The organism is Colwellia sp. 5_MG-2023, from assembly GCF_030547795.1.
GTDB lineage: Bacteria > Pseudomonadota > Gammaproteobacteria > Enterobacterales > Alteromonadaceae > Colwellia.
The window spans coordinates 26,392-52,084 of the sequence record NZ_JAUOPW010000020.1 but is presented as its reverse complement, the minus strand read 5'-3'; the positions used below and the strand labels follow the sequence as shown (position 1 = coordinate 52,084).

The 25,693-nt window shown below is 34.9% G+C and carries 20 protein-coding genes; 14 read left to right on the top strand and 6 right to left on the bottom strand.

Annotation, left to right across the window (positions count from 1 at the left end):
• Positions 1-10 precede the first annotated feature (10 nt).
• Positions 11-1,771 (top strand): transporter, encoded by a 1,761-nt coding sequence (locus Q4496_RS13225; protein WP_303610613.1) that lies wholly within the window; start codon positions 11-13, stop codon positions 1,769-1,771.
• 166 nt (positions 1,772-1,937) lie between these two features.
• The gene (locus tag Q4496_RS13220) at positions 1,938-2,810 is read left to right on the top strand and encodes a hypothetical protein (RefSeq protein ID WP_303610612.1); all 873 of its coding nucleotides are present in this window, start codon (positions 1,938-1,940) and stop codon (positions 2,808-2,810) included.
• Positions 2,811-2,949: 139 nt separating this feature from the next.
• Here the strand turns inward: Q4496_RS13220 and Q4496_RS13215 are convergent, their stop codons facing one another.
• The gene (locus Q4496_RS13215) at positions 2,950-4,089 is read right to left on the bottom strand and encodes an ROK family transcriptional regulator (protein ID WP_303610611.1); all 1,140 of its coding nucleotides are present in this window, start codon (positions 4,087-4,089) and stop codon (positions 2,950-2,952) included.
• Between the two features lie 252 nt (positions 4,090-4,341).
• The gene (locus Q4496_RS13210; protein ID WP_303610610.1) at positions 4,342-7,038 is read right to left on the bottom strand and encodes a TonB-dependent receptor; all 2,697 of its coding nucleotides are present in this window, start codon (positions 7,036-7,038) and stop codon (positions 4,342-4,344) included.
• 508 nt (positions 7,039-7,546) lie between these two features.
• Between Q4496_RS13210 and nagK the strand changes: the two genes are divergently transcribed.
• The 3 genes from nagK (at position 7,547) to Q4496_RS13195 (ending at position 10,984) form a co-directional block, all read left to right on the top strand.
• Positions 7,547-8,461, top strand: coding sequence for an N-acetylglucosamine kinase (gene nagK / locus Q4496_RS13205; RefSeq protein WP_303610609.1), 915 nt, complete (start codon positions 7,547-7,549; stop codon positions 8,459-8,461).
• A gap of 56 nt (positions 8,462-8,517) precedes the next feature.
• Positions 8,518-9,897, top strand: a complete 1,380-nt coding sequence (locus tag Q4496_RS13200) for an alkaline phosphatase (RefSeq protein ID WP_303610608.1) — start codon at positions 8,518-8,520, stop codon at positions 9,895-9,897.
• A 358-nt stretch (positions 9,898-10,255) separates the two neighbouring features.
• Positions 10,256-10,984 (top strand): DUF1499 domain-containing protein, encoded by a 729-nt coding sequence (locus Q4496_RS13195; protein WP_303610607.1) that lies wholly within the window; start codon positions 10,256-10,258, stop codon positions 10,982-10,984.
• Positions 10,985-11,110: 126 nt separating this feature from the next.
• Here Q4496_RS13195 and Q4496_RS13190 read toward each other — a convergent pair whose 3' ends face one another.
• From Q4496_RS13190 to Q4496_RS13175, 4 genes are all read right to left on the bottom strand, one after another.
• Positions 11,111-12,457, bottom strand: coding sequence for a GGDEF domain-containing protein (locus Q4496_RS13190; RefSeq protein WP_303610606.1), 1,347 nt, complete (start codon positions 12,455-12,457; stop codon positions 11,111-11,113).
• A 5-nt stretch (positions 12,458-12,462) separates the two neighbouring features.
• On the bottom strand, positions 12,463-13,449 hold the full coding sequence (locus Q4496_RS13185) for a cytochrome-c peroxidase (RefSeq protein WP_303610605.1): 987 nt from the start codon (positions 13,447-13,449) through the stop codon (positions 12,463-12,465).
• A gap of 75 nt (positions 13,450-13,524) precedes the next feature.
• Complete coding sequence (locus tag Q4496_RS13180) at positions 13,525-14,085, bottom strand: NUDIX domain-containing protein (RefSeq protein WP_303610604.1); 561 nt, start codon at positions 14,083-14,085, stop codon at positions 13,525-13,527.
• A 214-nt stretch (positions 14,086-14,299) separates the two neighbouring features.
• The gene (locus Q4496_RS13175; protein WP_303610603.1) at positions 14,300-16,141 is read right to left on the bottom strand and encodes a methyl-accepting chemotaxis protein; all 1,842 of its coding nucleotides are present in this window, start codon (positions 16,139-16,141) and stop codon (positions 14,300-14,302) included.
• A 540-nt stretch (positions 16,142-16,681) separates the two neighbouring features.
• Between Q4496_RS13175 and Q4496_RS13170 the strand changes: the two genes are divergently transcribed.
• From Q4496_RS13170 to Q4496_RS13130, 9 genes are all read left to right on the top strand, one after another.
• Entirely contained in the window at positions 16,682-17,374 is a 693-nt protein-coding gene (locus tag Q4496_RS13170; protein ID WP_252727324.1) for a glutathione S-transferase, read from the top strand.
• A gap of 251 nt (positions 17,375-17,625) precedes the next feature.
• Complete coding sequence (locus tag Q4496_RS13165; protein ID WP_303610602.1) at positions 17,626-18,897, top strand: O-acetylhomoserine aminocarboxypropyltransferase/cysteine synthase family protein; 1,272 nt, start codon at positions 17,626-17,628, stop codon at positions 18,895-18,897.
• 101 nt (positions 18,898-18,998) lie between these two features.
• Entirely contained in the window at positions 18,999-19,460 is a 462-nt protein-coding gene (locus tag Q4496_RS13160; protein WP_215971443.1) for a DUF1456 family protein, read from the top strand.
• 85 nt (positions 19,461-19,545) lie between these two features.
• Positions 19,546-20,745, top strand: a complete 1,200-nt coding sequence (locus Q4496_RS13155; RefSeq protein WP_303610601.1) for a DEAD/DEAH box helicase — start codon at positions 19,546-19,548, stop codon at positions 20,743-20,745.
• 112 nt (positions 20,746-20,857) lie between these two features.
• A complete protein-coding gene (locus Q4496_RS13150) occupies positions 20,858-21,622 on the top strand; it encodes a glucosaminidase domain-containing protein (protein ID WP_215971441.1) in 765 nt (254 codons plus the stop codon).
• Between the two features lie 167 nt (positions 21,623-21,789).
• Positions 21,790-22,158, top strand: a complete 369-nt coding sequence (locus tag Q4496_RS13145; RefSeq protein WP_159822533.1) for a glutaredoxin — start codon at positions 21,790-21,792, stop codon at positions 22,156-22,158.
• 145 nt (positions 22,159-22,303) lie between these two features.
• Positions 22,304-23,320, top strand: coding sequence for a protein-methionine-sulfoxide reductase catalytic subunit MsrP (gene msrP / locus Q4496_RS13140; protein ID WP_303610600.1), 1,017 nt, complete (start codon positions 22,304-22,306; stop codon positions 23,318-23,320).
• A gap of 42 nt (positions 23,321-23,362) precedes the next feature.
• On the top strand, positions 23,363-23,968 hold the full coding sequence (gene msrQ / locus Q4496_RS13135; protein ID WP_303602728.1) for a protein-methionine-sulfoxide reductase heme-binding subunit MsrQ: 606 nt from the start codon (positions 23,363-23,365) through the stop codon (positions 23,966-23,968).
• A 336-nt stretch (positions 23,969-24,304) separates the two neighbouring features.
• Positions 24,305-25,693 (top strand): amidohydrolase, encoded by a 1,389-nt coding sequence (locus Q4496_RS13130; protein WP_303610599.1) that lies wholly within the window; start codon positions 24,305-24,307, stop codon positions 25,691-25,693.

Sequence of the window (25,693 nt, the reverse complement as noted above, 5' to 3'; positions counted from 1 at the left end):
GGGCGATAACATGATCTATGATTACGCAGTAATAGTTGGTTATTTCCTGTTAGTTGTTGGTATTGGGTTTACCTTCAAAAAAATGGCAGCCAAATCAACAAGTGATTACTTTCGTGGCGGCGGCAGAATGTTGTGGTGGATGGTGGGTTCAACCGCCTTTATGTCACAGTTTTCAGCGTGGACTTTTACCGGTGCTGCCGGTAAAGCCTTTACCGATGGTTTTGCGGTAAGTTTGGTGTTCTTTGCTAATACCTTTGCTTACTTTTGTGGTTGGGCATATTTTTCGTATCGCTTTCGTCAAATGCGTGTTGATACACCAACAGAAGGAATTAAACGTCGTTTTGGTAGCCAAAATGAATTGTTTTTTTCTTGTGCATTAATCGTATTCAGCTTTTTAAATGCTGGTATTTGGTTAAATGCTTTAGGTGTATTTACCAGTGCAGTATTTGAAGCTGATATTAACGTTACCATTATTGCCACTGGGTTAGCAGTATTGTTTATTTCAGTATTATCAGGTGCTTGGGGTGTAGTTGCATCTGATTTTGTACAAACCTTAGTGGTTGCTGTGGTATCTATTGCTTGTGCTATTGTTGCGTTAGTTATGGTTGGCGGCCCTGTAGAGCTAGTTACTAAGTTCCCGTCTGATTTTATTATGGGACCTGATATGAATTATGGTTTGTTATTGGTGGGCACCTTTGTGTTCTTCCTTGCTAAACAGCTTATAACCATTATGAACTTGAATGATTCATTTCGTTTTTTAAATGCGAAAGACTCTGACAATGCACGCAAAGCATCATTGCTTGCTATGGTGTTGATGGGGATTGGTAGTATTATTTGGTTTGTTCCCCCTTGGGCGTCAGCCATTTTATATCCAGATGCCGCACTAGCTTATGCCGACCTTGGTAATAAAGCATCAGATGCGGTGTATTTAGTCTTTGCAAGAAATGCGATGCCTATTGGTACAGTCGGCTTGTTACTCGCCGCGTTATTTGCAGCGTCTATGTCGTCAATGGATTCAGCACTTAATAAAAACTCAGGTATTTTTATTCGTAGTATTTACCAACCGTTTTTAGCGAAACGTAATCGAATTGTTGATGACGCGCATTTATTAAAAATGGGTAAGATACTAAGCTTTGTTAGTGGTTTACTGGTTATTGTAATGGCGTTATTTTTCAAATCGTTAAAAGAGCTTAGCTTGTTTGATTTGATGATGTCTTTCTCGGTAATGATCCAAGTGCCTATCCTTATTCCATTAATATTTGGCTTGTTTATTAAGAAAACGCCGTCTTGGGCTCCGTGGGTAACGGTCGTTATTGGCTTGTTTGTTTCTTGGTTTGTGATGAATATACTGACCCCAGATGTGTTCTCTCGTTTTATTGGTATACCTGAGTTTACGCCAAGAGAAGCAACAGACATGAACTTAATATTAACCATAGGGGCACATTTAGTTATTACTGCTGGTTTCTTTTGCCTAACTTCATTGTTTTATAAAGAGGAAAAAGATCAATATAAAGAGCAAACCGATGCGTTCTTTAAAGACTTGGTTAAGCCAGTAATTGCTGATGGTGAGCAAGACGATTATGACCGTCAACAGCGTAATAAATTAGGCTCTATGGTGATGTACATGGGCTATGGTATTTTCATGATGACATTAATACCTAACCCATGGTGGGGGCGTTTAATTTTCGTTTGTTGTGCATTAGTTATTTTGGGCACCGGATTTTTATTAAAAAAAAGCGCGAGTCCAAAGCAAATTACAGCACAAATTTAAGGTAAAAAAAGCAACTTAAAATATATTTTTATTAGGCTTTATTCGGCGCTACAAACATTATTGATGTAGCGCCTTTTTTATACAAAGGTTAGTTAAAAATAATAGTTACAACAATATTTAAAGTCATAGTTGAAGTAAGAGTAATAAAATTTGGAGGGAGTTCCGTATGAGGTTAACAACATTAGCAGCAGTACCTAAAAAACTAACACGTTGGGTTTTATTAACAGGCGTACTATCTTTTATTTCCGGTTGTTCTAGTGACAATCAACAAAGCATAGTGACACAAGCTGTACAACTGACTCATGGTATTGATGAGTCAGCAGGAGGTGTGTCTAGCTATATCATTACTACAACCAATGCGACTTATTACCTTGAAAAGGAAGGTGGTGGTTTATCAAGTATGCTAGATAAGGAAGGGGTAGATTGGATTGGTTTTCATAATGAAAAAGGATCAGGTCATAAAGGTGAATATCGCGGTTTTCCTAACGCCATTCATAAACAAGACGGTAACTACTTTCATGCGCTAAATGCTGGAACAGACTTATCAACGTCGGTGATTGATATTGACACTAAACAACATGTTCGTATTACATTCACATCAGCAAACAAAAAGTGGGAAGGGCAATGGGATTTTTATCCTGATCGCTTAGATTTTACTATGAGTAAAGTGAGTGCTGGATACAAGTATTGGGTGCAGTATGAAGGGGTGCCTTTTGGGGAAGTGGATGATACTGATTTTTGGTTTAGTGCGAATAATAACAAGAAGAACTTAATCAATGACCCCTTTTTAGGTGACCTACCTTCGCCTGAATGGATCGCTTTTGGTGATGAAAAAAGCTCACGTATGCTTTATTTATTGCATCATGAAGATGATGAGTATCCAGATAACTATGTTAGTCGCCCTGATATGACGGTATTTGGTTTTGGCCGTAGTAATAAAGACAAATACCTACAGACACCACAAACGTTTTCCCTTGGTTTTGTTGAGTCGGTGAATTATGAAAAAATAAAAACGGTTATTGAAAAAGTGATGCAATAATCGGCTGATGGAGTTAAATGATGAGTGGGTAACGAAGAGAATCTCGCTTCATTGATTAGTACTAAAGTAAGTGTGTTTTTAGGTAAATATTATGTGCAGCGTTATTAGTTTGTTTGTATTAACGTTGCTTATCTCATTCTTAGCCACGATTAAAAAAATAGAAAGCCGGTATTGCGGTAACACCTTTTTCGAGTATATTTTGTTTTTTGTCTACTAATATTTTTGGCGTAGGTGCATATACATCACCATAAGAGGGACCTGATATAACGACTTTCTCAGACAGCTGCTGTTGGATCTCTATGGGTAAACGGCCGGTAAATATAATAGCTTCAGGGTCTAATAAACTTTGAATAGCTTTTAATGGAAATTTCATCGATTCAATACAAGCTGTAATCCAAGATGCTATATTGGTATCACCAGCATGAAATGCAGCAACTATTTTTTCATTTGTTACAGGTTCATCCCAAAGATTACTAAGATAGCTGTATAATGATCCTTCTGTTGGTCTAATCGCATTAAGGTCTTTATTGAATAGTGTCGCCACTTCTCCTGCATTTCCGTAGGTTCCATTCACTAATTGCCCTTCAAACACGAATCCGCCACCAATATCTAGGGTAAATAAAAGTAAGAAAAAACTATGGAGCTTAGCGCCTTCTGTTGATAGTGAAAAACCAATAGAAGCGGCACAGCCATCATTTTCAACATAACATGGGCAGTTATATTTATAAGCAAAGGTTTTTTGCCAGTCAATTTTAGACCAACCTTGAGGATCTTTCTGAGAACAAACACCACCTTCTACGTTAGTGAAAAAGCCTGATATCGATATACCAATACCTAATATTTTCAGGGTAGGATTTATTTGTGAATAGATGTGGTCAAGCATTTCTGTTGCTGATTTTATCGCAATATCAGCAGTTAAAAACGTACCTTTTTGACTTGTTCTTAATAAGTTATCTCCACTTAAATCATCGACAATAACGACAATTTTATCATGTTCAAAAACAATGCCAATAGAAGCAAAAACACCGGGAATTATACGTAAATAAATAGCAGGTTGACCTCTTAACCCTGACACTTTTGAGTCAACAGAGATAATTTTTAAGTCGATTAACTGTTTTGTGAGGCGTGTTAATGTTTGGTTTGATAAACCGGTTGCTTTTGCTATTTCTGCACGAGTAGCCTTATTGTGGCGCTTGAGATATTCAAGTACTTTTTTATGGCTAAGGTGTAATTGTTTTTCTATTTGTAACGTAGATTTTAATGCTGAATGCTCTGGCACAACACTTCCTTATTCTTATAAAAGAGCTATTCCGCACTGCTCTAGATGAAATATATAACTCGCTATTATAACAATATCATATAATTAAATTTTCTACTATGGAGGTATTTAGCCTGTTTACTATAACGCGTTGTACATATTTTAAGGAATGTATTTCGTTTTACAATAACGAAATACATTAGTTTTTATAACACTAAAATTAAAACAATCGAGAGCCCTTTAGCTCTCGATAGTAAAGATGCCTAACATCAATTAAAACTTATGCGTTACACCTAGGTTTACAGTTCTACCCATAATGCGGTTATGGTATAAAACCCCTTCGCCCGTCATTTCTACACTATCTTCAGATGTTAAGTTAGAGCCATTAATATAAACCTTAGTATTTTCTGAAACGTTATATAGTAGTTTCGCACTTAAGGTTGTTCTAGCTTGGTTATATTGATCGCCATTAGCATCACTTGGGTTAAATACAGTCGGTAATTCAGCTGTTCTGTTTAATGAAAGACTCGCATCGAAATTATCATCAGTATAAAGTAATGAAACATTTACAATTGAATCAGGTTGATAAAGTAAGAAATCAACTTCACCTCTTTCACCTTTGGTATCAAATGTAGTATCCATAAAAATAGCATTTGAAGAAATACCAAAGCTATTATATGGCTCAGGTAAATATGATACAAAGCTTAACTCAACACCTTTTATGGTTGCTTTTGAAGCATTTACAGGTTGAGTTACTTCATCATAGGTAACACCATCGATAGTAACATCAGTTAACGTTTCAACTAATATTTCATCTTTAATATCTTTAGAAAAGAAGCCTATAGTAGCCATGCTATCAGAAGTGAAATACCACTCTAATGATAAATCTAGGTTCGTTGATAAACGTGGCTTAAGATCTGGATTAGAGCGAGTAAGTGTATTTTGTAAACCAATACTTTCTAGCTCTCCTGATGGAGATATTTCAGGGAAAGCCGGGCGACCTAATGTCTTACTGGCTGCAAATCTTAAGATTAAATCATCTTGAATGTTATAGTTTACTAATAATGAAGGAAGTATAAAATCGTAAGAGCCACTATTTTCACTTGCTTCGTACGTACCATCTACTTCTCTAAAGCCAGAGCCGTCAGTAGTTGTTTTCTCATAACGGAAGCCTAAGATCGATTGGATTTTTTCTGACTGGTATACACCTTGAACAAAAAGTGATACTACTTTTTCATCTATAGCATAATCAGCGCCAAGTCTATTTGAGTCAAGGTTCTCAAATCGAAAGATACTAGTATCAGACAATGATGGAGTAACTGTTTTGTTTATTTCATTAATATCAGCAAAAAATGCAGGGAAGCCACTGCTAGAGCCTGGAGGTGATAAGTCGCTTGAGTTTTCAGCAAATACATCACTTAAAGAAAAACCAGTTCCCTCAACGGTTTCATTGGCGATATCGTAATGAGTTGTTAAGTCGAAGTCATAGCTTCGTTCAGTTGTTCTATATTGAACACCTGTTTTTAGGCCCCAACCTTCATCATCAATATCAGCATTGTAGGCAACATCTATAATAGCGTCGAGCACTTCTTCTTTTGCTTTCTCAGGCAACATATTACGGTACAGTAAATTATATTGACTAGGATCGAAGTAGCTTTCAGGTGACGGACTAATAACACTTAGGCTAGGCTCTGTGATATTACTACTGTCAAATGCAATATCAGTAACCCCACCTGTTCTCATATATAAATAATATTCAGCTTCTCTTGAGTTATTAGCTTCAGAGTAGCCTGCTTTTGCATTAAAAGTAAAATCGTCATTAATAATTTTGTTTATACCAGCCTGGAATAAGGTAAGGTCGGCTTTATTAATAAATTCACCTACTTCAGAAAAAGCTGATCTACCTGTTCCAAAAGCAACATCTGAATCATCAATACGTAATGTACCTGATTGACCACTAGGATCTAATGTTAAGCCTTCTGCACTTGATGGAATACGTACGTCTGATTTATTATGGTTAATTGTTTGGTCAAGGTCATTGTATGCTGTTGTAAACCAAAGATAAGTGTCATCATCAGGTGTCCAATCTAATTTAGCTGATAAGCCTATACGAGTTGTTGGTGCTGATTCAGAAAGTATTCTGTGTTCTCTAACCACTCTGACATCTTCTTGGGTTGGAAAATCGATACTACGTGAACGACCACGGGTTAATTGTGAAGGTTTACCGAGATCACGTTTGTTATAACTACCCGATAGGGCTATGCCTACATTTTCAGTAATTTGACCAGCATAAAGTGCTTCTAGTCTTAAAGGATCATCTACGCCTTGTACAGCGTCATCTATTTCGGCCACACCCGTTTCAGCTGTTACTGTAAATAATGGTTCTGCTAAGTCTACGCCTTTTCGGGTTATAAAATTAATTTGTCCACCAACCCCACCAGGATTCATTTCAGGGGTAAAGGTTTTAATTACATCGGTTCTTGCAGCTAAGTTTACAGGGAAAGCATCAAGATAAACGGCTCTATTTTCAAAGTTTGATGTTGCCAGTGTTAACCCATCTAATAAGGTAATATTTAAATCAGGACGTATGCCTCGAATGCTAACAAATCTAACTTCTGGACCACTTGAACCGCCACTACCACGACCACTTAAATCTTCAAAAGGATTAAGGCCAGGTACCTGTGCAAGTAACTCTGCAGCATTACCTACAGGTAATCCACCTATTTCATCTTGGCCTATAGAGTCAACGATTTGTGCAGAGTTTTGCTTCTGAACAATCACATTTCGACTTACTAGCCTAGTACCGGTAACTCTGATAGTTTCAACTTCAGCTTCTTTCTCTGCTGCTGTACTCTCAGCAGCATAAGCAGAATTTACTGGGGATACGTTATAAATTAACCCTAATAAAACTGCGGCGGAGACCTTATTAAACTTGTTTAATGATTTGTTTGTTTTTTTAAAATTTCTCATATTAACCCTTAATTAATTTTTGATGGGAACTACAGTAGACATTTGTTTTCTTTTTAGGAAAATTCTTATTTAAATTAAATACCGTTAGGTGATTTAATATACACGTTTGATTATCTTTTGCAATGATTTAGGTTTTTTTTACTTGTTTTTTTTGGTTTTTATCCTTTCGTTTATTTTTATTTTGTTGTTTTTAAAGGTTTTATATTGTTTTAGTTGCTTTGTTTTTATGTTTAATAAGTACTGTATTTGAATTTAATTGTTTTTTTTAGCTGTTTTTTTATGCTTTAAAAGTGTTTTTTATCGTGATGTATCAAGAAATAGCGCCATTAATTTCCTTTGTGGTATTTAATTGTTGTAAGTTGCGTTTTTTTTAGGTAGCTTAAGTCTCTTGGTGGTATTTAAGTTTTTTGTTCACTTTTTCTGTGTTGTTTGCATATCGATTCGAGTAAAAATTGTATTGTTATTAAAGAAAAACATGCGAGTAAAATGAAAAATTAATGAGGTTTTAATGGAACGTATGGGACATGAAAAATATTTTTTAGGTATTGATGGCGGTGGCTCTAAGTGCCGAGCAATTGTTGTGTCTAACAATAATGAAATATTAGGAGAGGGCGTTTCCGGCCCTGCTAATCCAGTGAATGGTTTGGATATAACAATAGCTTCAATTGTTGAGTCCGCTAGATTAGCACTTGAAAATGCGCATTTAGATAATGTTCAATTAAGTGATCTTATTGTTGGAGCTGGCATTGCAGGTGTAAATTTACCTATGTTGTATAAGCAATTAACTGACTGGGAGCATCCTTTTAAAGTTTTTTATTTAACAACTGACATATTAATCGCTTGTTTAGGTGCCCATAATGGTGATGATGGCGCTGTAATGATTACTGGAACAGGCTCTTGTGGCTTCTCGTATGTGGATAATAAAACTATGGTTGTTGGTGCTCATGGATTTCCGCAAGGTGATAAGGGCAGTGGGTCATGGTTTGGATTAAAAGCCGTTCAATATGCATTGCTTGAACTTGACGGTATTATTGATTCATCTGTTATGAGTAGTAAAATCAAAGAACAGATAAATATTTCTAGTGCTGTTGAACTAGTGGAAGCAACTTCGGGTCAAACAGCTGGATTTTATGCTCAGTTTGCGGGTATTGTTTTTAACGCTGCCAACAATAACGATGAATTTGCATTAAAATTAGTGAATGAAGGTGCTGACTATATTAATAAAATGGCTAAGTTATTAATGAAAAATAACCCTCTACGCATTTCTATGTTAGGTGGTTTGAGCTCATTACTTATTCCTTGGTTAGCTGTTGATGTTCAAGATATGTTATCTCCCCCTTTGAGCCCTCCGGAAATGGGAGCAATATTTTTTGCTAAGCAGCAAGATAGTATCGCTAAACTGCAAGAGAGTGTCGCTTGTTAAATTGATGAAATTTAATGAATTTTAACTTAACTAATCTTTATATAGTGGGACAGAAAATGAAAAAAAGTATAGTGATTGCTCTAGCAATGATGGGTATATCTGCGTGTAGTAACCAAAATGTATTAACAGAGGAAGTAGCAACTTATTCTCCACCTAAAAATATTATTATGGTTGTTGGAGATGGTATGGGGCCTGCGTATATCACGGCTTATCGTTATTATCGTGATAACTTGAATACTGCAAGTGTTGAGCAAACCGTGTTTGATCGTAATTTAGTTGGGGCAAGTAGCACTTATCCTGCCTTGGTGTCTGGTTATGTAACTGACTCTGCTGCAGGCGCTACTGCTTTATCAACTGGTGTTAAAAGTTACAATGGTGCTATTGGTGTAGATGTAAATAAAAAGCCAGTTGAAACGGTTTTAGAGTTTGCAAAAAAACAAGGTAAAAAAACTGGCGTTGTTGTGACAAGTCAGATAAATCACGCGACACCAGCAAGTTATTTATCTCATAATGAGAGTCGACAAAATTATAATGAAATTGCAGACAGCTATTTTGATGAAAAGTTAAATGGGCTTTTTAAAATGGATGTGATGTTAGGTGGAGGCTGGAAATACTTTTTACGGGATGATCGACAATTAGTAAATGAATTTAAAAGCTCAGGATTTCAATATATTGATAAGTACCAACAATTAGAGACTATTACACCAAATCAACCTGTAATCGGTTTGTTTGCTGATGTTGGTTTACCTTGGGCACTTGATGATGAAATTCCATATCGTTTGTCTGTAATGACAAAAGCAGCTATTAACCAATTAGATAACGAAAATGGCTTTTTCTTGCTTGTAGAAGCTAGCCAGGTTGACTGGGGCGGACATAACAATGATATCGTTGCTGCTATGGGAGAAATGGATGATTTAGCGAAAGCATTAGAATATTTTGAACAATATGTTAAGAATAATCCTGATACTTTAGTAGTGGTGACTGCAGATCATAGTACAGGGGGACTAACAATAGGCGCGAATGGCATTTATGAATGGAAGCCTGAAACGTTAAGAATAATGAAGCATACACCTAAATTTATCGCTGATAAATTAACAGAAGCAGCGATAACGCCAGAGTCTACGCGTTTATTGTTTAATTTTGATCTTACTGATGAAGAATTAACTGCTTTACGTACGGTTAAAGAGGGTGGATTTGAAGAAGCAGAAGATATGGGTAACCCGTATAAAGATAAAGATGCGAGCAAAGTTAATAAAGAGCTATATAAAGCAATAAAGCATATAGCGGATCAGAGAACGAATACGGGATGGACTTCTTCAGCACATACCGCGATAGATGTTCCTGTATTTGCTTTTGGGTCACATAGTGAAGAATTTATAGGGCTAAATAATAATATTGATATTGCGAATAAGATTTTCACCTTGTTAGGTAAATAAAGCTTACAAATCATAAATTGAATCAACTACGTCAATTCGAACTCGAGCATAGTCCTAGCTAAGCTATAGTAGTCCTTTAAGTTGAGTGAAGTGAGGAGTTATAGCTCCTCACTTTTATAATGATATCTTAGTTAATACAATGTAATAACTTGAAAATAGTTGTTAATAAATACAAAATCCCACCAATATAAATAGCACTTCTGTAATAAATACGTTTAAATAGTTCACATAAGCCAGAATCGATAGTGGCTTTTCTAATTAATACCTATTCAACAATATACTTGTAAATTTTAGCTTCTGCTTAATAAATAAGTGTTAACTACTTGGATAGACCCAACAGCTAGATTAAGGAAGTATAATGGTTATTAATACCATCTCAAAATTTTGTAAAGTCGCGGCAATCCCTCTATTACTCGGTTTTCCTATTGCAGTTATTGCATATCGCTTACAGCTTTGGTCAATGGGTGTCTCTTTTCAAATAATCAAATATACCGGTTATGTAAGTATTGCGGTATTTTTAATCGCGGTATTAGTTGGAGTATTCGCTTTGTTTAAAAAACAAAAAGATGTTGCTAAAACCTGCGTAGTTGTTGCTTTATTATTAGCAATGCCGGTAATAGGTTTATCAATGCAAGCAGCTAAAGCTAAATCTTTACCATTCTTGCATCAAGTAAGTACCGACACAGTTAACTTACCTGCATTTGATGTGATTATTGCATTACGTGGTGAAAAAAGTAATCCTCTAGATTACGACCGTGAGAAACTTGCACTGTTGCAGCAAGCTGCTTACCCTGAATTACAATCTATTTTATCCGATCTTAGTGTAGAACAGGCATTCACTAAAGCTGTTGATACTGCAATGAACTTAGGCTGGGAAGTAGTCGCTAAGGATAAAGATAGAGGCATGATTGAAGCGGTAGATACTACCTTATTGTGGGCGTTTAAAGACGACGTTGCTATCCGTGTTCAATTGACTGATATGGGGAGTAAGGTTGATTTACGTTCAATCTCTCGTGTTGGTGGTACTGATCTGGGTGCCAATGCCGAGCGTATAAAAAAATTCATCACTGCATTTAACGCGAACTAATCAATGAATAAATATGATATTAAAAAGGCTGTTGTTATGTTTAACAACAGCCTTTTTTTATAAATGAAGCTTAATTGTAATTGATATTCGTTTTAGCTTAAGATGTTTTACTTAAAGCACTTTATTTTAACAACGCTTACGACACCAGGTTGTTACTATACCTTTGCCATTTCTTTTTGAATCATACATGGCTTCATCAGCATATTTAAGTAGTTCATTTGGATTTTCAGTATGGTCAGGGAATAGGCTAACACCAATGCTCAGTGTTACGTTACAGTTGTTCTTATCTAGTAAATAGGGTTTATTACATTTCGTTAGGATACTTTGTGCTATAGACTCTGCATCTTCTAACCTATTTAATTCTTGTACAAGGATTATAAACTCATCACCACCTATTCGGTAAATAGAATCTTGTTTTCTTACGCTACTTGTTAATCGTTCCGATAATAATTGTAGTAGTTTGTCGCCTATGTCATGACCATGAGTGTCATTGACACCTTTAAAGCCATCTAAATCAATGAAAAGTAATGCTAATTTACTATTTGATTTTTTATGTGAAGGTATCAAACTTTTTAAATTTTCAAATAGTTTTTTTCGGTTATACAGACCTGTGAGAGGGTCTGTAATACCAGTAGTTCGGTGTCCGTCTATGGTCCGATATAACCAATATAATAGTATTAAGAGTATAACTATTATTATTACCAATATAGCCGTAAACATGAGCACTTTAGTTTGAATGGTTTGATGAACCATGTCTGCTTCTACATAGATAGACGATAACTCATCAAAGAGGTTTGTTGATAGAGCTTCATATTCAGGATTATAAAAAGCTTCTCTAGCTTTGTGAGATAATAACACTTGCTCTTTTAAAAGCTCTAAATGTTGGTTAACTTTGAAAATAGCCTCGTTTTGCTCCAAACTGCACTGCTGGCATTCAGCAGGCTTTTTTTGTTCTTTAAGATGAATGTTTTGATTTGATGCAATAAGTGTTGTTAGCCGGTGTTGTGCGTAAGTAAGATATTTAAGAATATTTTCGTCATTTTGATATTGAGAATGTAGAAAAAACAATAAAGTATCTAAAAATTTTAAAGAATTTCTAGTAACCGCAACTTCTGATAAGTAGTCGTTCATACTCTGTTTTTTCATCGATGATAAAACAACTAGGTCGGCTGTAGATTCTTGAATTGATTTTTTAAAATTGGCGGTTTTATTTAGAAATAGCATCATTTCTTTTTCATACTTTACCGCGGCACTGTTGACTAAATCAAAGTGAGGAATGTTATCACTGTGAATTCTATTCAATTCGATATCCCACTCAGCATTAGCAGACTTTAATTCTACTAATTGAAGAATGCTATCTTGTATTTCCATAGTGTTTTTGAGATTACTATATCGATGGTAAGCACCGTAAATAGCTAAGATAAGAGAAAAAGATAAAATAATGAGGACAAATATTAATTTAGTTTTTTTCATGCATATCACTCCATAATACTATCGAGTGACTTTAAAAAATCAGCAATTTGATCAATTTCTGTATCTGTTAGTTTTTGCCCAAGTTGATGCTTGGCCATTATTTCAATTGCTTTTTTTAGTGATTTAACCGTACCATCGCTAAAGTAAGGAGCTGTTTTTGCAACATTTCTCAATGAAGGAACACGTAATTTCTCCGTTTTGTATTGACCAATAATACCTTTGTAAGGAAGAACTACGCCAAGTTCTTGAAAAATATTTCCGCCAACGTTGGCTCCTTGATGACACGATGCACAGCCATAATCTTTAAAGTTATTATAGCCTTGTTTGGCTGATAAGCTTATTGCATCATTATCACCTAAAAGAAATTCATCAAACTTTGAAGGAAAAATTAAGTTGCTTTCATAGTATAAAATGGCATCGATAATATTTTCTTTTGAAATACCGTTGTTATAAATAGAGGAGAATAGTTTTGAATATAACTGATCTTTTTTAAATGCAGGTATTACAAATGCCCAATCTGTACCCATTACATCAGGCTTTTGAAGTATCATTTCTAGTTGAGGTTTTAATTGGCTATATTCACCTTTCCATCCAATATAATAATTTTTACTGACATTTAAAATGGTAGGAGAATTAAACGCTAGATTAACAGGCTTTTTTAAACCATCAGCTCCACCTAATGCTAAGTTATGACAGGAATGGCAAGACCTATCCTGATTCTTGGATAACCTTGTATCTACAAATAATAATTTACCGAGTTCAAATTTTTTATTGTTGAGATGCTTTTCTTTTAAAATAGGTAGAATTGGCTCACTAGCAAGAGACTGAAAAGCAATAGAGGCTAGAACCACAATCACAATAAGCTTTGTGAAATATGATTTTAAATAAAAATAGGTCAAGGCGTGAGTTCTTAATAAATTATTTAATTGAGTAAGTATGCTATATATATTGATTTTTTCAAGCTTATTAGTGCTTAAGTAAATATAACTCAAAACTTTATTAGTTACTTATCTCAATAAATAGGTAAACAATATGTTTAGAGTCGTTAGTTCTATTTGTGATTGCTATTAAGCATCAGGTTTACTATTAATAATTTGGGCTTTAATTTTTTGCAATAAATACGTTTCACGCTGAATAGATAGCCCTTGCTTTTCATCATTTTTCATGGTCTCTTTATTATGCTTAATAGCTTCATCTATTGAAACCCAGCGTACTTGCATACCATTATTTACTTCATAATCTTCTAATTTATTTTCGCCTAATTGGTCTGCTATCTCACAGACATAACAATATGAAAGCATATGCATAATAGTACAGTTTGGAAAGTGTTTTTGGCTATTATGTGGGCGATACTCTTCGTATAAGCCAAAAGGGTTTATGTTGTTTATCTCTAATGCACCGGTTTCTTCACTTAACTCTCTCTTTAAACCATCAATTAAAGCTTCACCTTGGTCAACACCGCCACCAGGTAATGAGTAATCGTTATAACGCTCAGTAAACATTAATAATATTTTTTTGTCTTTTATGACTATTGCTCTGGTGGCAATTCGAGTAAAGCTTTTAGGGTGATCAGGTGTTAAGTTTTGTTCTTCAATAGCATGATGAACAACTCGTTTTAATAAATGCATAAAATCTCTAAATGTTTTTTCAAGTGGTTACGTTATAAATGCTCATGTTTAAAGTCTATACCTTTAAATATAAAAAACTTTCAATCGGTTATATTTAAAGGAAGGTAAAATAAAATCGTAAGAATTATAAACTAATAAAGTTAGTTACTAGATTGCATATAACTAAGATAGAGTCAGAATAAATAAATTTTCTGACTCTATCTTAGTTAGTGTATTAAATCGTAAATACTTTAGCTTCTTGGTGTAAAGTTTGTGCTAGTTTCGCTACTTGCGCACTAGCTTTTGAATTTTCTTGTGAATCTTGTGATACTTGTTCGCCAATATCACGAATTCGAATAATATTTCTGTCAACTTCTTGAATTACTCCTGACTGTTCTTCAACAGCAGTTGCTACTTCCACTGTCATATCAGCGATATGATTTACATCAGAAATTATTTCATTTAGTATATTTTCAGTTTCTTTAGCCTGAGATGCACTCTCAAGTCCCTGATCTTTACATTGGTTAACGGTATTAACAATATCAATAGTGGTAGATTGTAGTTCGTCTATGATATTACTAATTTCGGTTGTTGAGTTTTGTGTTCTGACAGCGAGTGTTCTTACTTCATCAGCAACAACCGCAAAACCTCGGCCTTGTTCACCTGCACGAGCGGCTTCAATAGCAGCATTTAATGAAAGTAAATTAGTTTGGTCTGCAATGCTTTTAATTACTTCAAGTACAGATGTAATCCCATTACTTTTTTCTTGTAAGAAGTTTACACGCTGACCTGCAGTAACCAGCTCTTCTGATAATTGATTGATATTCGTAATGGTACTGTCGAGCCGATTCTGGCCTATGCTTGCATTAGCCACAGCTTGATCTGTTTTGTTCTTGGTATCATGGGCATTATTTGCTATTTCATTTGCAGCTGAACCCATTTCAGTAATTGCTGTCGCCACCATATCGCTTTCTATTGCTTGATTCATTAAACCATCCGTAGTTTTGAGTACGCTATTGGAAACTACTTGAGTTGATTCTCTCAGCGAAGCAACAATGGAATTAATATTAATAATCAAACGTTGAAAGTGATCCATAAAACCATTAAATTCTCTAGCAACAAGGCCTATTTCATCATTTGGCTCATGAATTCGTTGTGATAAATCATTAGCACTACGTATACTAATAATGTGTTGAGAGAAATTATTCAGCGGCGTAATTATTTGTCTAGCAATAAAGAAAATTATAGTAATAATGATAATTGATAAAATCAACGTAACCATTGACGATTGTAGCGATGCGCTATCAATTCCTTCTTTTATATGCTTAGATATTAATGACACAGCTAGTTTTAGATCAACTTCAACTTCATGAACAGCATTTCTCATCTCACCTTGAATACCTAATTTAGGTGTTAAACCTATTTCTTGGTTAATTATGAAAAAAGCATCTATTTCATTCAGGTAGATATCTAAAAGCTCTTTTGTTTTAGTTGAATGTAATTGGTTTTTAAGTTGTGCAGCTGTTATTTTTATTTCTTCTATATACTTGTCATCACCTCGTAACATGAAATCTTTTTCATGTCGTCTTAATGTAAGTAATAATACTTGAGATGATAAGTCATTAATGGTGATCATGTTTTCTTCAATGTCATGAGTAGCTGAGCGTAATGCACCATAGTGACCAGAATCTTTATCTAACCCTTTTTTTATCCAAGCATTAACAAGTTTATTATAAGCCGTTTGATATTTTTGTAGCTCACGTTCTATGCTATTTATTTTATCAAGAGGTATGTTTAGGGATTTTAAATCACTTTTTAATTTAGTGACTTTATCAAGTAGCTCTTGGCTAGTCTTAGAGTACACTTCTTTATATTTAATATCTTTACGTAATAAAAAATCTTTTTCAGCGCGCCTAAGTTGCAACATTGAAATTTGAACATCTTTTAATGCCGCTCTCATGTTTTGTAATTCAAGAATTTTGTTACTATTGACAACTCCAAGAGTAAATAAAATAGCCAAACCTATAACTACAATCCCTCCAATAAGTATAAGTTTGTTCTTAATGGTCAGTGTCATGTTCTCTCCTAGAGTTTTCTTTTCAACCTAATAAATTATTACTATTTTCTAAGCATATTTTATATTAATTCAAATGATTGTATATTTTTATTTTGAATGAAATAAAAATAAACTTAAGTTAACTGGTTGATTTTTAATCTTTTTATTTGTGCTTATCATTAGGCGTGTCTTGAAAGATAAAATATTATAAAGTTATCTCAATTTAAATTTTGAATGTGAGTGATAATAAGTTATATATTTGATATTACTATACTTATTGATAGTATTGAGCTATTTAATTACTTAGGTATATTTATTAGAGAAAATAGAGCTTTTATGTTTATGGAGTGTTACTTTTATTATTGACTAACAATCATTATTCAAAGTAGGTGGAATAATGTGGATTATGCTTTAAATAGCTGGCTTTAAATAGCTGTTAGCTAGCATTATTGATTAATGTGCGTAGCATTTTATTGAGTAAAATAATAACACAATTAAAATATGTAATTGGTATATTAGTTAATAAACATAAGCCAACGTAGTATCTATTACATAAATAAAATGACAACAGATAATATATCCGTAATGAATAACCTTCCTATACTTTATTCCCTTAGAAACTGTCCGTATGCTATGCGAGCCAGAATAGCCGTATTTAAATCCAAGCAACCTATTGAATTACGCGATATTGTGTTAAGTAATAAACCCGATGAAATGCTCCTAGTATCGCCTAAAGGTACTGTGCCTGTTTTGGTGTTAGATAAAAAAGTACCAACCGTAATCGATGAAAGTTTAGATATTATGTTGTGGGCTTTAAAGCAGAGTGATCCTGACGATCTTTTGCATAACCAACAAGTTAATACAGGTACGAATAAGCTGGACGAAATGCTTAGGTTAATTGCTATTTTCGATCAGGAATTTAAGACGAAGCTCGAAGCATATCGATGCGCTAAACGGTATCACGAAGATAATATTACTGAATGCCGATATGCCTGTGAAAATCACCTAAAAATGATAGAAGAGCGGTTAAATTGTCATGCATTTATTATGTCTGATAAAGAGAGTTTAGCAGATATCGCGTTGTTACCTTTTATACGGCAGTTTGCCAGAGTAGAGCGTCAATGGTATTTACAAGCGCCTTATCCCAAAATCCGACAATGGCTTAACCATTATTTACAAAGTCCGATGTTTTCAAAAGTTATGTTTAAGTATCCGCTATGGCTAGATAATGATGAGACTGTTGTTTTTGGTTAATATCTGATACTGGGTAGCGCATTACTTTCGTTATTCTCTTACTCATCGCTACGTAGGTCATTGTGCTTGTCATTTCGTAGGTTACATAATACGGAATCTCCTGAGTTTATCTGTATGTGCATAGGATCCTGAGTCAAGTTCAGAGTGACTATTCATATATCTTATGGTTAATAGATATGAGTTTCTATTTAAATTTTACGTGCATTAAGATAGATTAACTTCAATTATAATAACATCAATTAGGGAATTTTATGAAACTAGCCTCTTTAGCACTGCACCATGGATATGACTCTGAAGCCACAACCAAGGCTGCAACAACACCTATATATCAAACAACTTCTTATACTTTTGATAGCACACAACACGGTGCTGATTTATTTGACTTAAAAGTTCCAGGTAATATATATACGCGTATTATGAATCCAACAACGGATGTATTGGAACAACGCGTGTCTCAAATGGAAGGTGGTATTGCAGGGTTAGCTGTTGCTTCGGGTATGTCGGCAATTACCTATGCTATTCAAGCTATTACATCAGCAGGTGATAATATTATCAGTACTAGTCAGCTTTATGGTGGTACTTATAATTTATTCGCACATACCTTGCCAAGACAAGGCATAGAAGTAAAGTTTGCTTCAGGTGATGATTTAGCTTCATTTGATAACTTAATTGATGAGAATACAAAAGCCGTTTTTTGTGAATCTATTGGTAACCCAGCGGGTAATATTATCGATCTTGAAGGACTCGCTAAAATTGCACACAAACATGGTGTGCCGTTAATTGTTGATAATACCGTTGCAAGTCCAGCTTTGTGTCGTCCGTTTGAGCATGGTGCGGATATTGTTGTTCACTCATTAACTAAATATATTGGTGGTCACGGTACAACTATTGGCGGCATTATTGTTGACTCAGGAAAATTTGATTGGGTTGCAAACAAAAATAGGTTTCCAATGTTAAATGAACCAGATCCTTCATACCATGATGTTGTTTATACTGAAGCATTAGGCGCAGCAGCTTATATTGGTCGTTGTCGTGTAGTACCACTTAGAAATACAGGTGCTGCTTTATCACCACATAGTTCATTTTTGATCATGCAAGGTCTCGAAACTTTATGTTTACGCATGGAGCGCCATTGTGAAAATGCACTTAAGGTCGCTAAATATCTGAGCAACCATGAAAAAGTAAATTGGGTTAATTATGCTGCTTTACCTGAAAGTCCTTATAATGCACTTTGCCAAACTGTCACTAATGGTCAAGCGTCAGGTATCTTAAGTTTTGGTATTAAAGGTGGTAGTGAAGCTGGTGGGCGATTTATCGATGCTCTTGGTATGATTTTACGCTTAGTCAACATTGGTGATGCAAAATCACTTGCGTGTCACCCTGCATCGACGACACATCGACAGTTAAATGCCAAAGAGCTTAAATCTGCGGGGGTTTCTGAAGATCTTGTTAGAATATCTGTGGGTATTGAACATATTGACGATATTATTGCCGATATTGAACAAGCGTTAGCAAAAGCTTAAGTAATGTAATCGAGCATATTGTATGAATGTGATAGCGCTTATAGGTTGATAGCCGTTATACTATAAGCACTTTCACTATTTTTACAGCTCTGGGCAAATTAATGATAAATAATGACCTTCTTCGTCGTATCAGTACGATTTTAAATTTTAATGATGAAAAAATACTTGTCGTATTTGCGCTAGGGGAATGTGTTATTACCCAAGAACAGTTAGCCGATTTTTTCAAAGAGAAAAATGACAGTGCTTATCAAGTACTCTCTGATAGCGAATTAGCAAGCTTTTTAAATGGTTTAATCACTGAGAAAAGAGGTGCTAAGGACGATACGCCTCAACGTCAAGCTGAGCAAGTATTAACAAATAATGCTATTTTTAATAAGCTAAAAATAGCCTTTGGACTTAAGGCTGATGATGTTATTAATATTCTTGAATTAGCCGGTTTAAGCTTAGGTAAATATGAGCTAAGTGCTTTTTTTAGAAATGTAAACCATAAGCACTACAGAGACTGCAGTGATGATGTACTTTCAACTTTTCTAAATGGGTTAAAAATACAAGCACAACAATAGTTTGCTAACCTCTCTTTAATAAGCGACTTTACGTTGTAGTCGCTTTATTTATTCTAATTAACACAGTTTACTCTTCTGGATCTACATGTCATTTTCAACCCTTGGATTATCTGAACCCATTTTAAAAGCTGTTGCTGATTTAGCTTATACAGAGCCTACTGATATTCAAAAGCAAGCAATACCAGTTGTCTTGTCTGGTAAAGACCTTATTGCTGGCGCGCAAACAGGTACAGGTAAAACTGCGAGCTTTGTTTTGCCTCTTTTAGAGCAGTTACATACAAAAAAAATAAATACAGATCGTAAGTTGCGTGGCAAACGTATACGTGCACTTATATTGGTTCCTACACGTGAATTAGCGGTGCAAGTTGAAGCAAGTATTAGCTCATATAGTAAATATTTAACGTTAAGTTCTATGGCTATGTATGGTGGTGTTGATGCCGTACCACAAAAGCAACGACTAATATGGGGAGTTGATATTATTGTTGCGACACCTGGCCGATTATTAGATATGACACATCAACGTGCTTTACATTTTGATGAGCTTGAAATGTTAGTATTAGATGAAGCTGATAGAATGCTTGATATGGGGTTTATTGATGACATTAATAAAATTATTGAGCGCTTACCTACACAACGTCAAAATTTATTGTTTTCTGCTACTATTTCAGATGAAGTACGTGCCTTAGCTAAAAGAACTATTAATCACCCGGTAGAAATCTGTATCGCTCAAAACAGTGCTTCAAAGCCCCAAATAGCGCAATGGTTGGTAACTACCGATAAAGGTAATAAATCGGCATTATTAAGTCATTTAATAAAAAGTTTGCAATGGCAGCAGGCGCTTATTTTTATTGAAACAAAACATGGGGCTGCTAAATTGGTAAGTCAGTTAGAAAAACGTGACATAAAAGCAGAAGCTATCCATAGTGGAAGAACACAAGCCGTTCGTGAACAAATATGGCATGATTTTAAATCAGGGAAAATTAAATACTTAGTTGCAACAGGCATTGCTGCACGTGGTCTTGATATTGGCGCACTTGAGCGTGTAGTGAATTATGATCTGCCTGACAATGTTGATGATTATATTCATCGAATAGGTAGAACAGGTCGAGCTGGAGCATCTGGAGAAGCAGTATCTTTTGTTTCCAAAGATAACTTTAGAAACTTATGTGCTATTGAAAGTAGGCTAGGCCATGTGATTAATCGGAAAGAATTTGAAGGCTTTGATGTCAAAAAAGTCGTTCCCGTTTCTATTTTGAATTATATACCTAAAAGTAAGCGGAGCTAAGCATAAACGTACCTAAGTATAAATGCACATAAATAAGGTACTCAATAAAGATTTTCAATAAGTTAACGTAACGAATAAATGGCCCTAAAACTCATTTAATTAAGGAAGTTATATGAATAAAGCATTCGATAATAAACGAATATCAATTTTATTAGCCGTATTAGTTTTATTGCTTACACTCGTTATCACCCTTTATTCACACGAACCAAAGCGACCTAACTTTGAAGAATACGCTGCCGGTACGGAGAGAAAGTCCGCTTTTTTTAATTACTTTATTCCGCTTATTGATGAAAAGAATATAAACATAAAAAAGACGAGAAAACAGTTACTTTTATGGTCAGAAAATAGAAATAATATCAGTTGGTGGGATAAGCGAAAAATTGCCGATATAGCAATTCAGTACAGAGTCACAGACGCCACTATTGACGATGATATTTTTTGGCAAAAACTACTTAAGCGTGTTGATGTATTACCGCCATCACTTGTCTTAGCACAAGCAGCTAATGAAAGTGCGTGGGGAACCTCAAGGTTTGCTCAACTCGGTAATAATTTTTTTGGTCAATGGTGTTTTGAAAAAGGTTGTGGACTTATTCCTAATAAAAGAGACTCTGGTAAGAGCCATGAAGTTGCTGCTTTTGACTCACCTCAACAGTCACTTGAAAGCTATATGAATAATTTAAATAGCCATCCTGCATATCAGTCATTACGAAATATACGGGCACAACAAAGAGCTGACAAGCAGCCGATAACAGGGCTTGTTTTAGCTGAAGGTTTAAGTCGTTATTCTGAGCGCGGGATGGAATATATAACAGAGCTACGCGCCATGATTAAATTTAATAAACTGACTCAATATGATCAAAGCCAAGATATTCAGTAACATTTAAGCAATATTCTTCTCGGGTTATGTATGGGCTAACAAAGATGGTTCATGCTAAACTATTTCACCTTCACCGAATTTGGTTTAATGATCAAATTAGATGTTTTAACGCACTTTTTAAATAAAAGTTTTAATACACACTTTACTATAGAAACAATACTATGATTATGTCGCTCATACGCTGGCCAATTGGTCGCCTTATTTTATTACTAAACTTTATTTTTTCACCAAAATCACCAAAAAGAACCGTTGAAGAACAGAAAAAAGTTGATGAGAATACTAAAAATTTAAGTTTGTACCAACTACCTAGTTGTCCTTTTTGTGTAAAAGTACGCCGTACAATTAAGCGTGAAGGTTTGAATATAGAATTGCGTAACATTAACCAAAAAAATGATTACCGCGAAGAGCTTATTCGTGAGGGGGGCAAACGTACTGTGCCTTGTTTGCGTATTGAGAAAAATAATGGTGAAGTACAGTGGCTTTATGAATCAAGTGATGTCATTACGCATTTACAACAGTTAGTAAAAACAGCATAGTTTTTCTTTTAATAATAATATCTCTCAGTTTAAGCAGTAAATGATTGTTTAAAAATTTAGTCAGTAATCGAGATAATTGAAATTATTTCTGCTATATCAGTGTCTACTATTTCATGTGCTTTAATATGAACCATTAGATACTGATATGCTGATTAATATCCCGACAAAAAATACCCTTAAAGATTGCAACGTTACCGATGAATCGGTATATCTTGAACGTCGAAGTTTATTGAAAAAAATGGGGTTTCTAGGTGCGAGTGCAGTAATGAGCTCTGCCATTACCTCTACAGCGCAAGCGGGCTTTTTTTCAGATGATGATAAAGAGAAGGTGAAGTTTCAAACCAAAGCGCTTAATTTCAGTAAAGACTCAACAAATGAGCACCTGCTTAGAACACCTGAAAATAAGGTGATTTCACATAATAATTTTTATGAATTTGGCGCTCAAAAGGATCAACCTTTAGCGCTATCACAAGGCTTTGATGTTGCCCCTTGGCAGTTAAAAATATCAGGCGAATGTGATAATCCAATAACGCTTGATTATGACAACTTAACTAACATGTTTCCTTTAGAAGAACGTATTTACCGTTTGCGTTGTGTTGAAGCCTGGTCAATGGTTATTCCTTGGATTGGTTTTTCTTTAGCTGATTTACTTAAAAAAGTAGCGCCTAATTCTCGTGCTAAGTATGTGGCTTTTGAAACGTTGTATGACCCTAAACAGATGCCTGGGCAAGCCGACAGACGTTTAGGTGGTGGTCTTATTTTCCCTTATGTAGAAGCTTTACGTATAGATGAAGCGATGAATGCCTTAACGTTAATGAGCGTAGGCTTATATGGTAAAACACTGCCTCCGCAAAATGGTGCACCTATTCGTTTGGTTGTTCCGTGGAAGTATGGGTTTAAAAGTATTAAATCAATTGTTGGCATTAAATTACTTGAGCATAAGCCGCCAACCACATGGAATAAACTGGCACCAAAAGAATATGGTTTTTACGCTAATGTTAACCCTAATCATGATCACCCAAGGTGGAGCCAAGCGAGTGAACGTAGTATAACAACGGGAGGACTTTTTTCGCGTAATCGTGTTGCAACACTACCTTTTAATGGTTATGGCGAAGAAGTTGCTGATCTTTATAAAGGTATGGATTTATCAAAAAACTTTTAATGTAAATGATGTCTTTCTACAAACATAAGCTGTCTAGATAATATGAAAAATGATACTAAAGTGTTTTTATTAAAAGTACTTATTCACTTAGGTGCTTTGATACCATTAGTTAATTTATATTTTTTAGCTTTTAATGATAAATTAGGGGCAGATCCAGTTGAAAGTGTTATTCATTTTACTGGTATAGGAGCGTTTAATTTATTGTTAATAACGTTAAGTGTTACGCCAATCGCTCAATTAACTAAACAAGGTTATTTGTTGAACGTTAGACGCTTACTTGGGCTTTATGCTTATACTTATGCTTTATTCCACTTAGTTAACTTTTTATCTTTTGAAATACAATTTGATGGCGCATTATTTATTAGTGAAGTATGGAAACGTCCATATATTACCATTGGTATGGCGGCTTTCTTTTTATTAACCGCGTTAAGTATTACATCTATAAATAAGTTAAAACGTAAAATGGGTAAATCATGGCAACAGCTACATAATGTGAGCTATATCATCATTTTATTGGTAGCAATCCATTTTTACTGGTCGGTTAAGTCAGAATTAACATCGCCTTTGTTCTATTTTGCTATGGCAATTATGTTACTGTTATTTAGATATAAAAAAATCAAACGGTTATTCTTATCGACGTTTAACTAAGTTTAACTGACTTAGTTTTACCTAGGTTTTATTGATCCATTTAAATATTGATTCATTAAATATTAAGAATGCTCCTCAGTAAACTATCTCAATTTTTATACCATTGGTCGTAATTCTGTCTCAAACACGCTACTTATAGCGCTAAGGGCTTGTCGTTACTGGTCAAACATAATATTCTTTTTAGGTCTAAACTATTCTATTTAACCCCAGATCGGGTTGTTTAATATCAAAGTAAAAAATAATTTTCTTATATATTTTAGCTAGGAAAAACTTTTCGATACTACTTGAATAGCCATGAAAAATAATAATAGCTGTTATTTACCTAAAGGAATAAACATGAAAAAAATACCTTTTAAGCTGAGTTTAGCTTTGACCGCAGTGTCACTTACTTTGACTGCGTGTTCACCCAACGAAAAACAAGATGATAAAGTCACGATAAATAAAAACCCATTCCCAAGCACATACAAAGTATTACCACAACAAAACACCTTATTTACTAATGCCACTGTATTAAATGGTATTGGTGAACGTATGGATAATGCAGATGTTCTTATTATTGATGGTAAAATTAAACAAGTTGGTGTTGATTTAACGGCAACCAATGTAGAAGTTATTGACGCGCAAGGTAAATGGATAACCCCAGGTATTATTGATGTGCATTCTCATTTAGGTGTATACCCAAGCCCTAGTGTTGAATCACACTCTGATGGTAATGAAATGACCTCGCCTAATACCTCTGAGGTTTGGGCTGAACATAGTGTTTGGCCACAAGATCCTGGTTTTGAAGCAGCTAGAGAAGGTGGCATAACTACATTACAAATTTTACCTGGCTCAGCCAATTTATTTGGTGGCCGTGGCGTAACTCTACGAAATGTTCCTGGCCATACTATGCAAGCGATGAAGTTTGCTGATGCTCCTTACGGTTTGAAAATGGCGTGCGGAGAAAATCCTAAGCGTGTTTATGGTAGCAGAAAGCAAATGCCTTCAACGCGTATGGGAAATGTTGCTGGTTATCGAGCAGCTTGGGCTGAAGCAACTGAATATAAACGCGCATGGGCTAAATATAATAGTGATTATGACGCAGGTAAAAATCCTGAAGCGCCGAAAAGAAACCTAGAATTAGATACTTTAATGGGCGTACTTGACGGTGAAATTCTTGTGCATAATCATTGTTATAAAGCAGAAGAAATGGCTGTAATGGTCGACATAGCTAAAGAGTTTAACTATGACTCTGGTACTTTTCATCATGCGGTAGAAGCTTACAAAATTGCAGACGAGTTAGCTGAAAATGGAAATTGTGTTGCCATGTGGCCTGACTGGTGGGGCTTTAAAATGGAAGCCTATGATATGGTTGATGAAAACGTAGCAATTGTTGATGCTGTGAAAAATTCATGCGCTATTGTTCATTCGGATTCTGAAACGACAATTCAACGATTAAACCAAGAAGCCGGCAAGGTGTTATATCGTGCTATTGATAATGGTTTTAATCTAAAAGAAGAAGATGCAATTAAATGGATTACAGCTAATGCAGCAAAATCGTTAGGTATTAATGATAAAACCGGTAGCTTAGAAGTCGGCAAAAATGCAGATGTAGTTTTATGGAATACTAATCCCTTTAGTGTTTATGCACGTGCTGAACAAGTTTTTGTTGATGGCGCAAAAGTGTACGATCGTTTCGATGAAAAATATCAAGCGAAAAGTGATTTTCTTTTAGGGCAAGAGTAG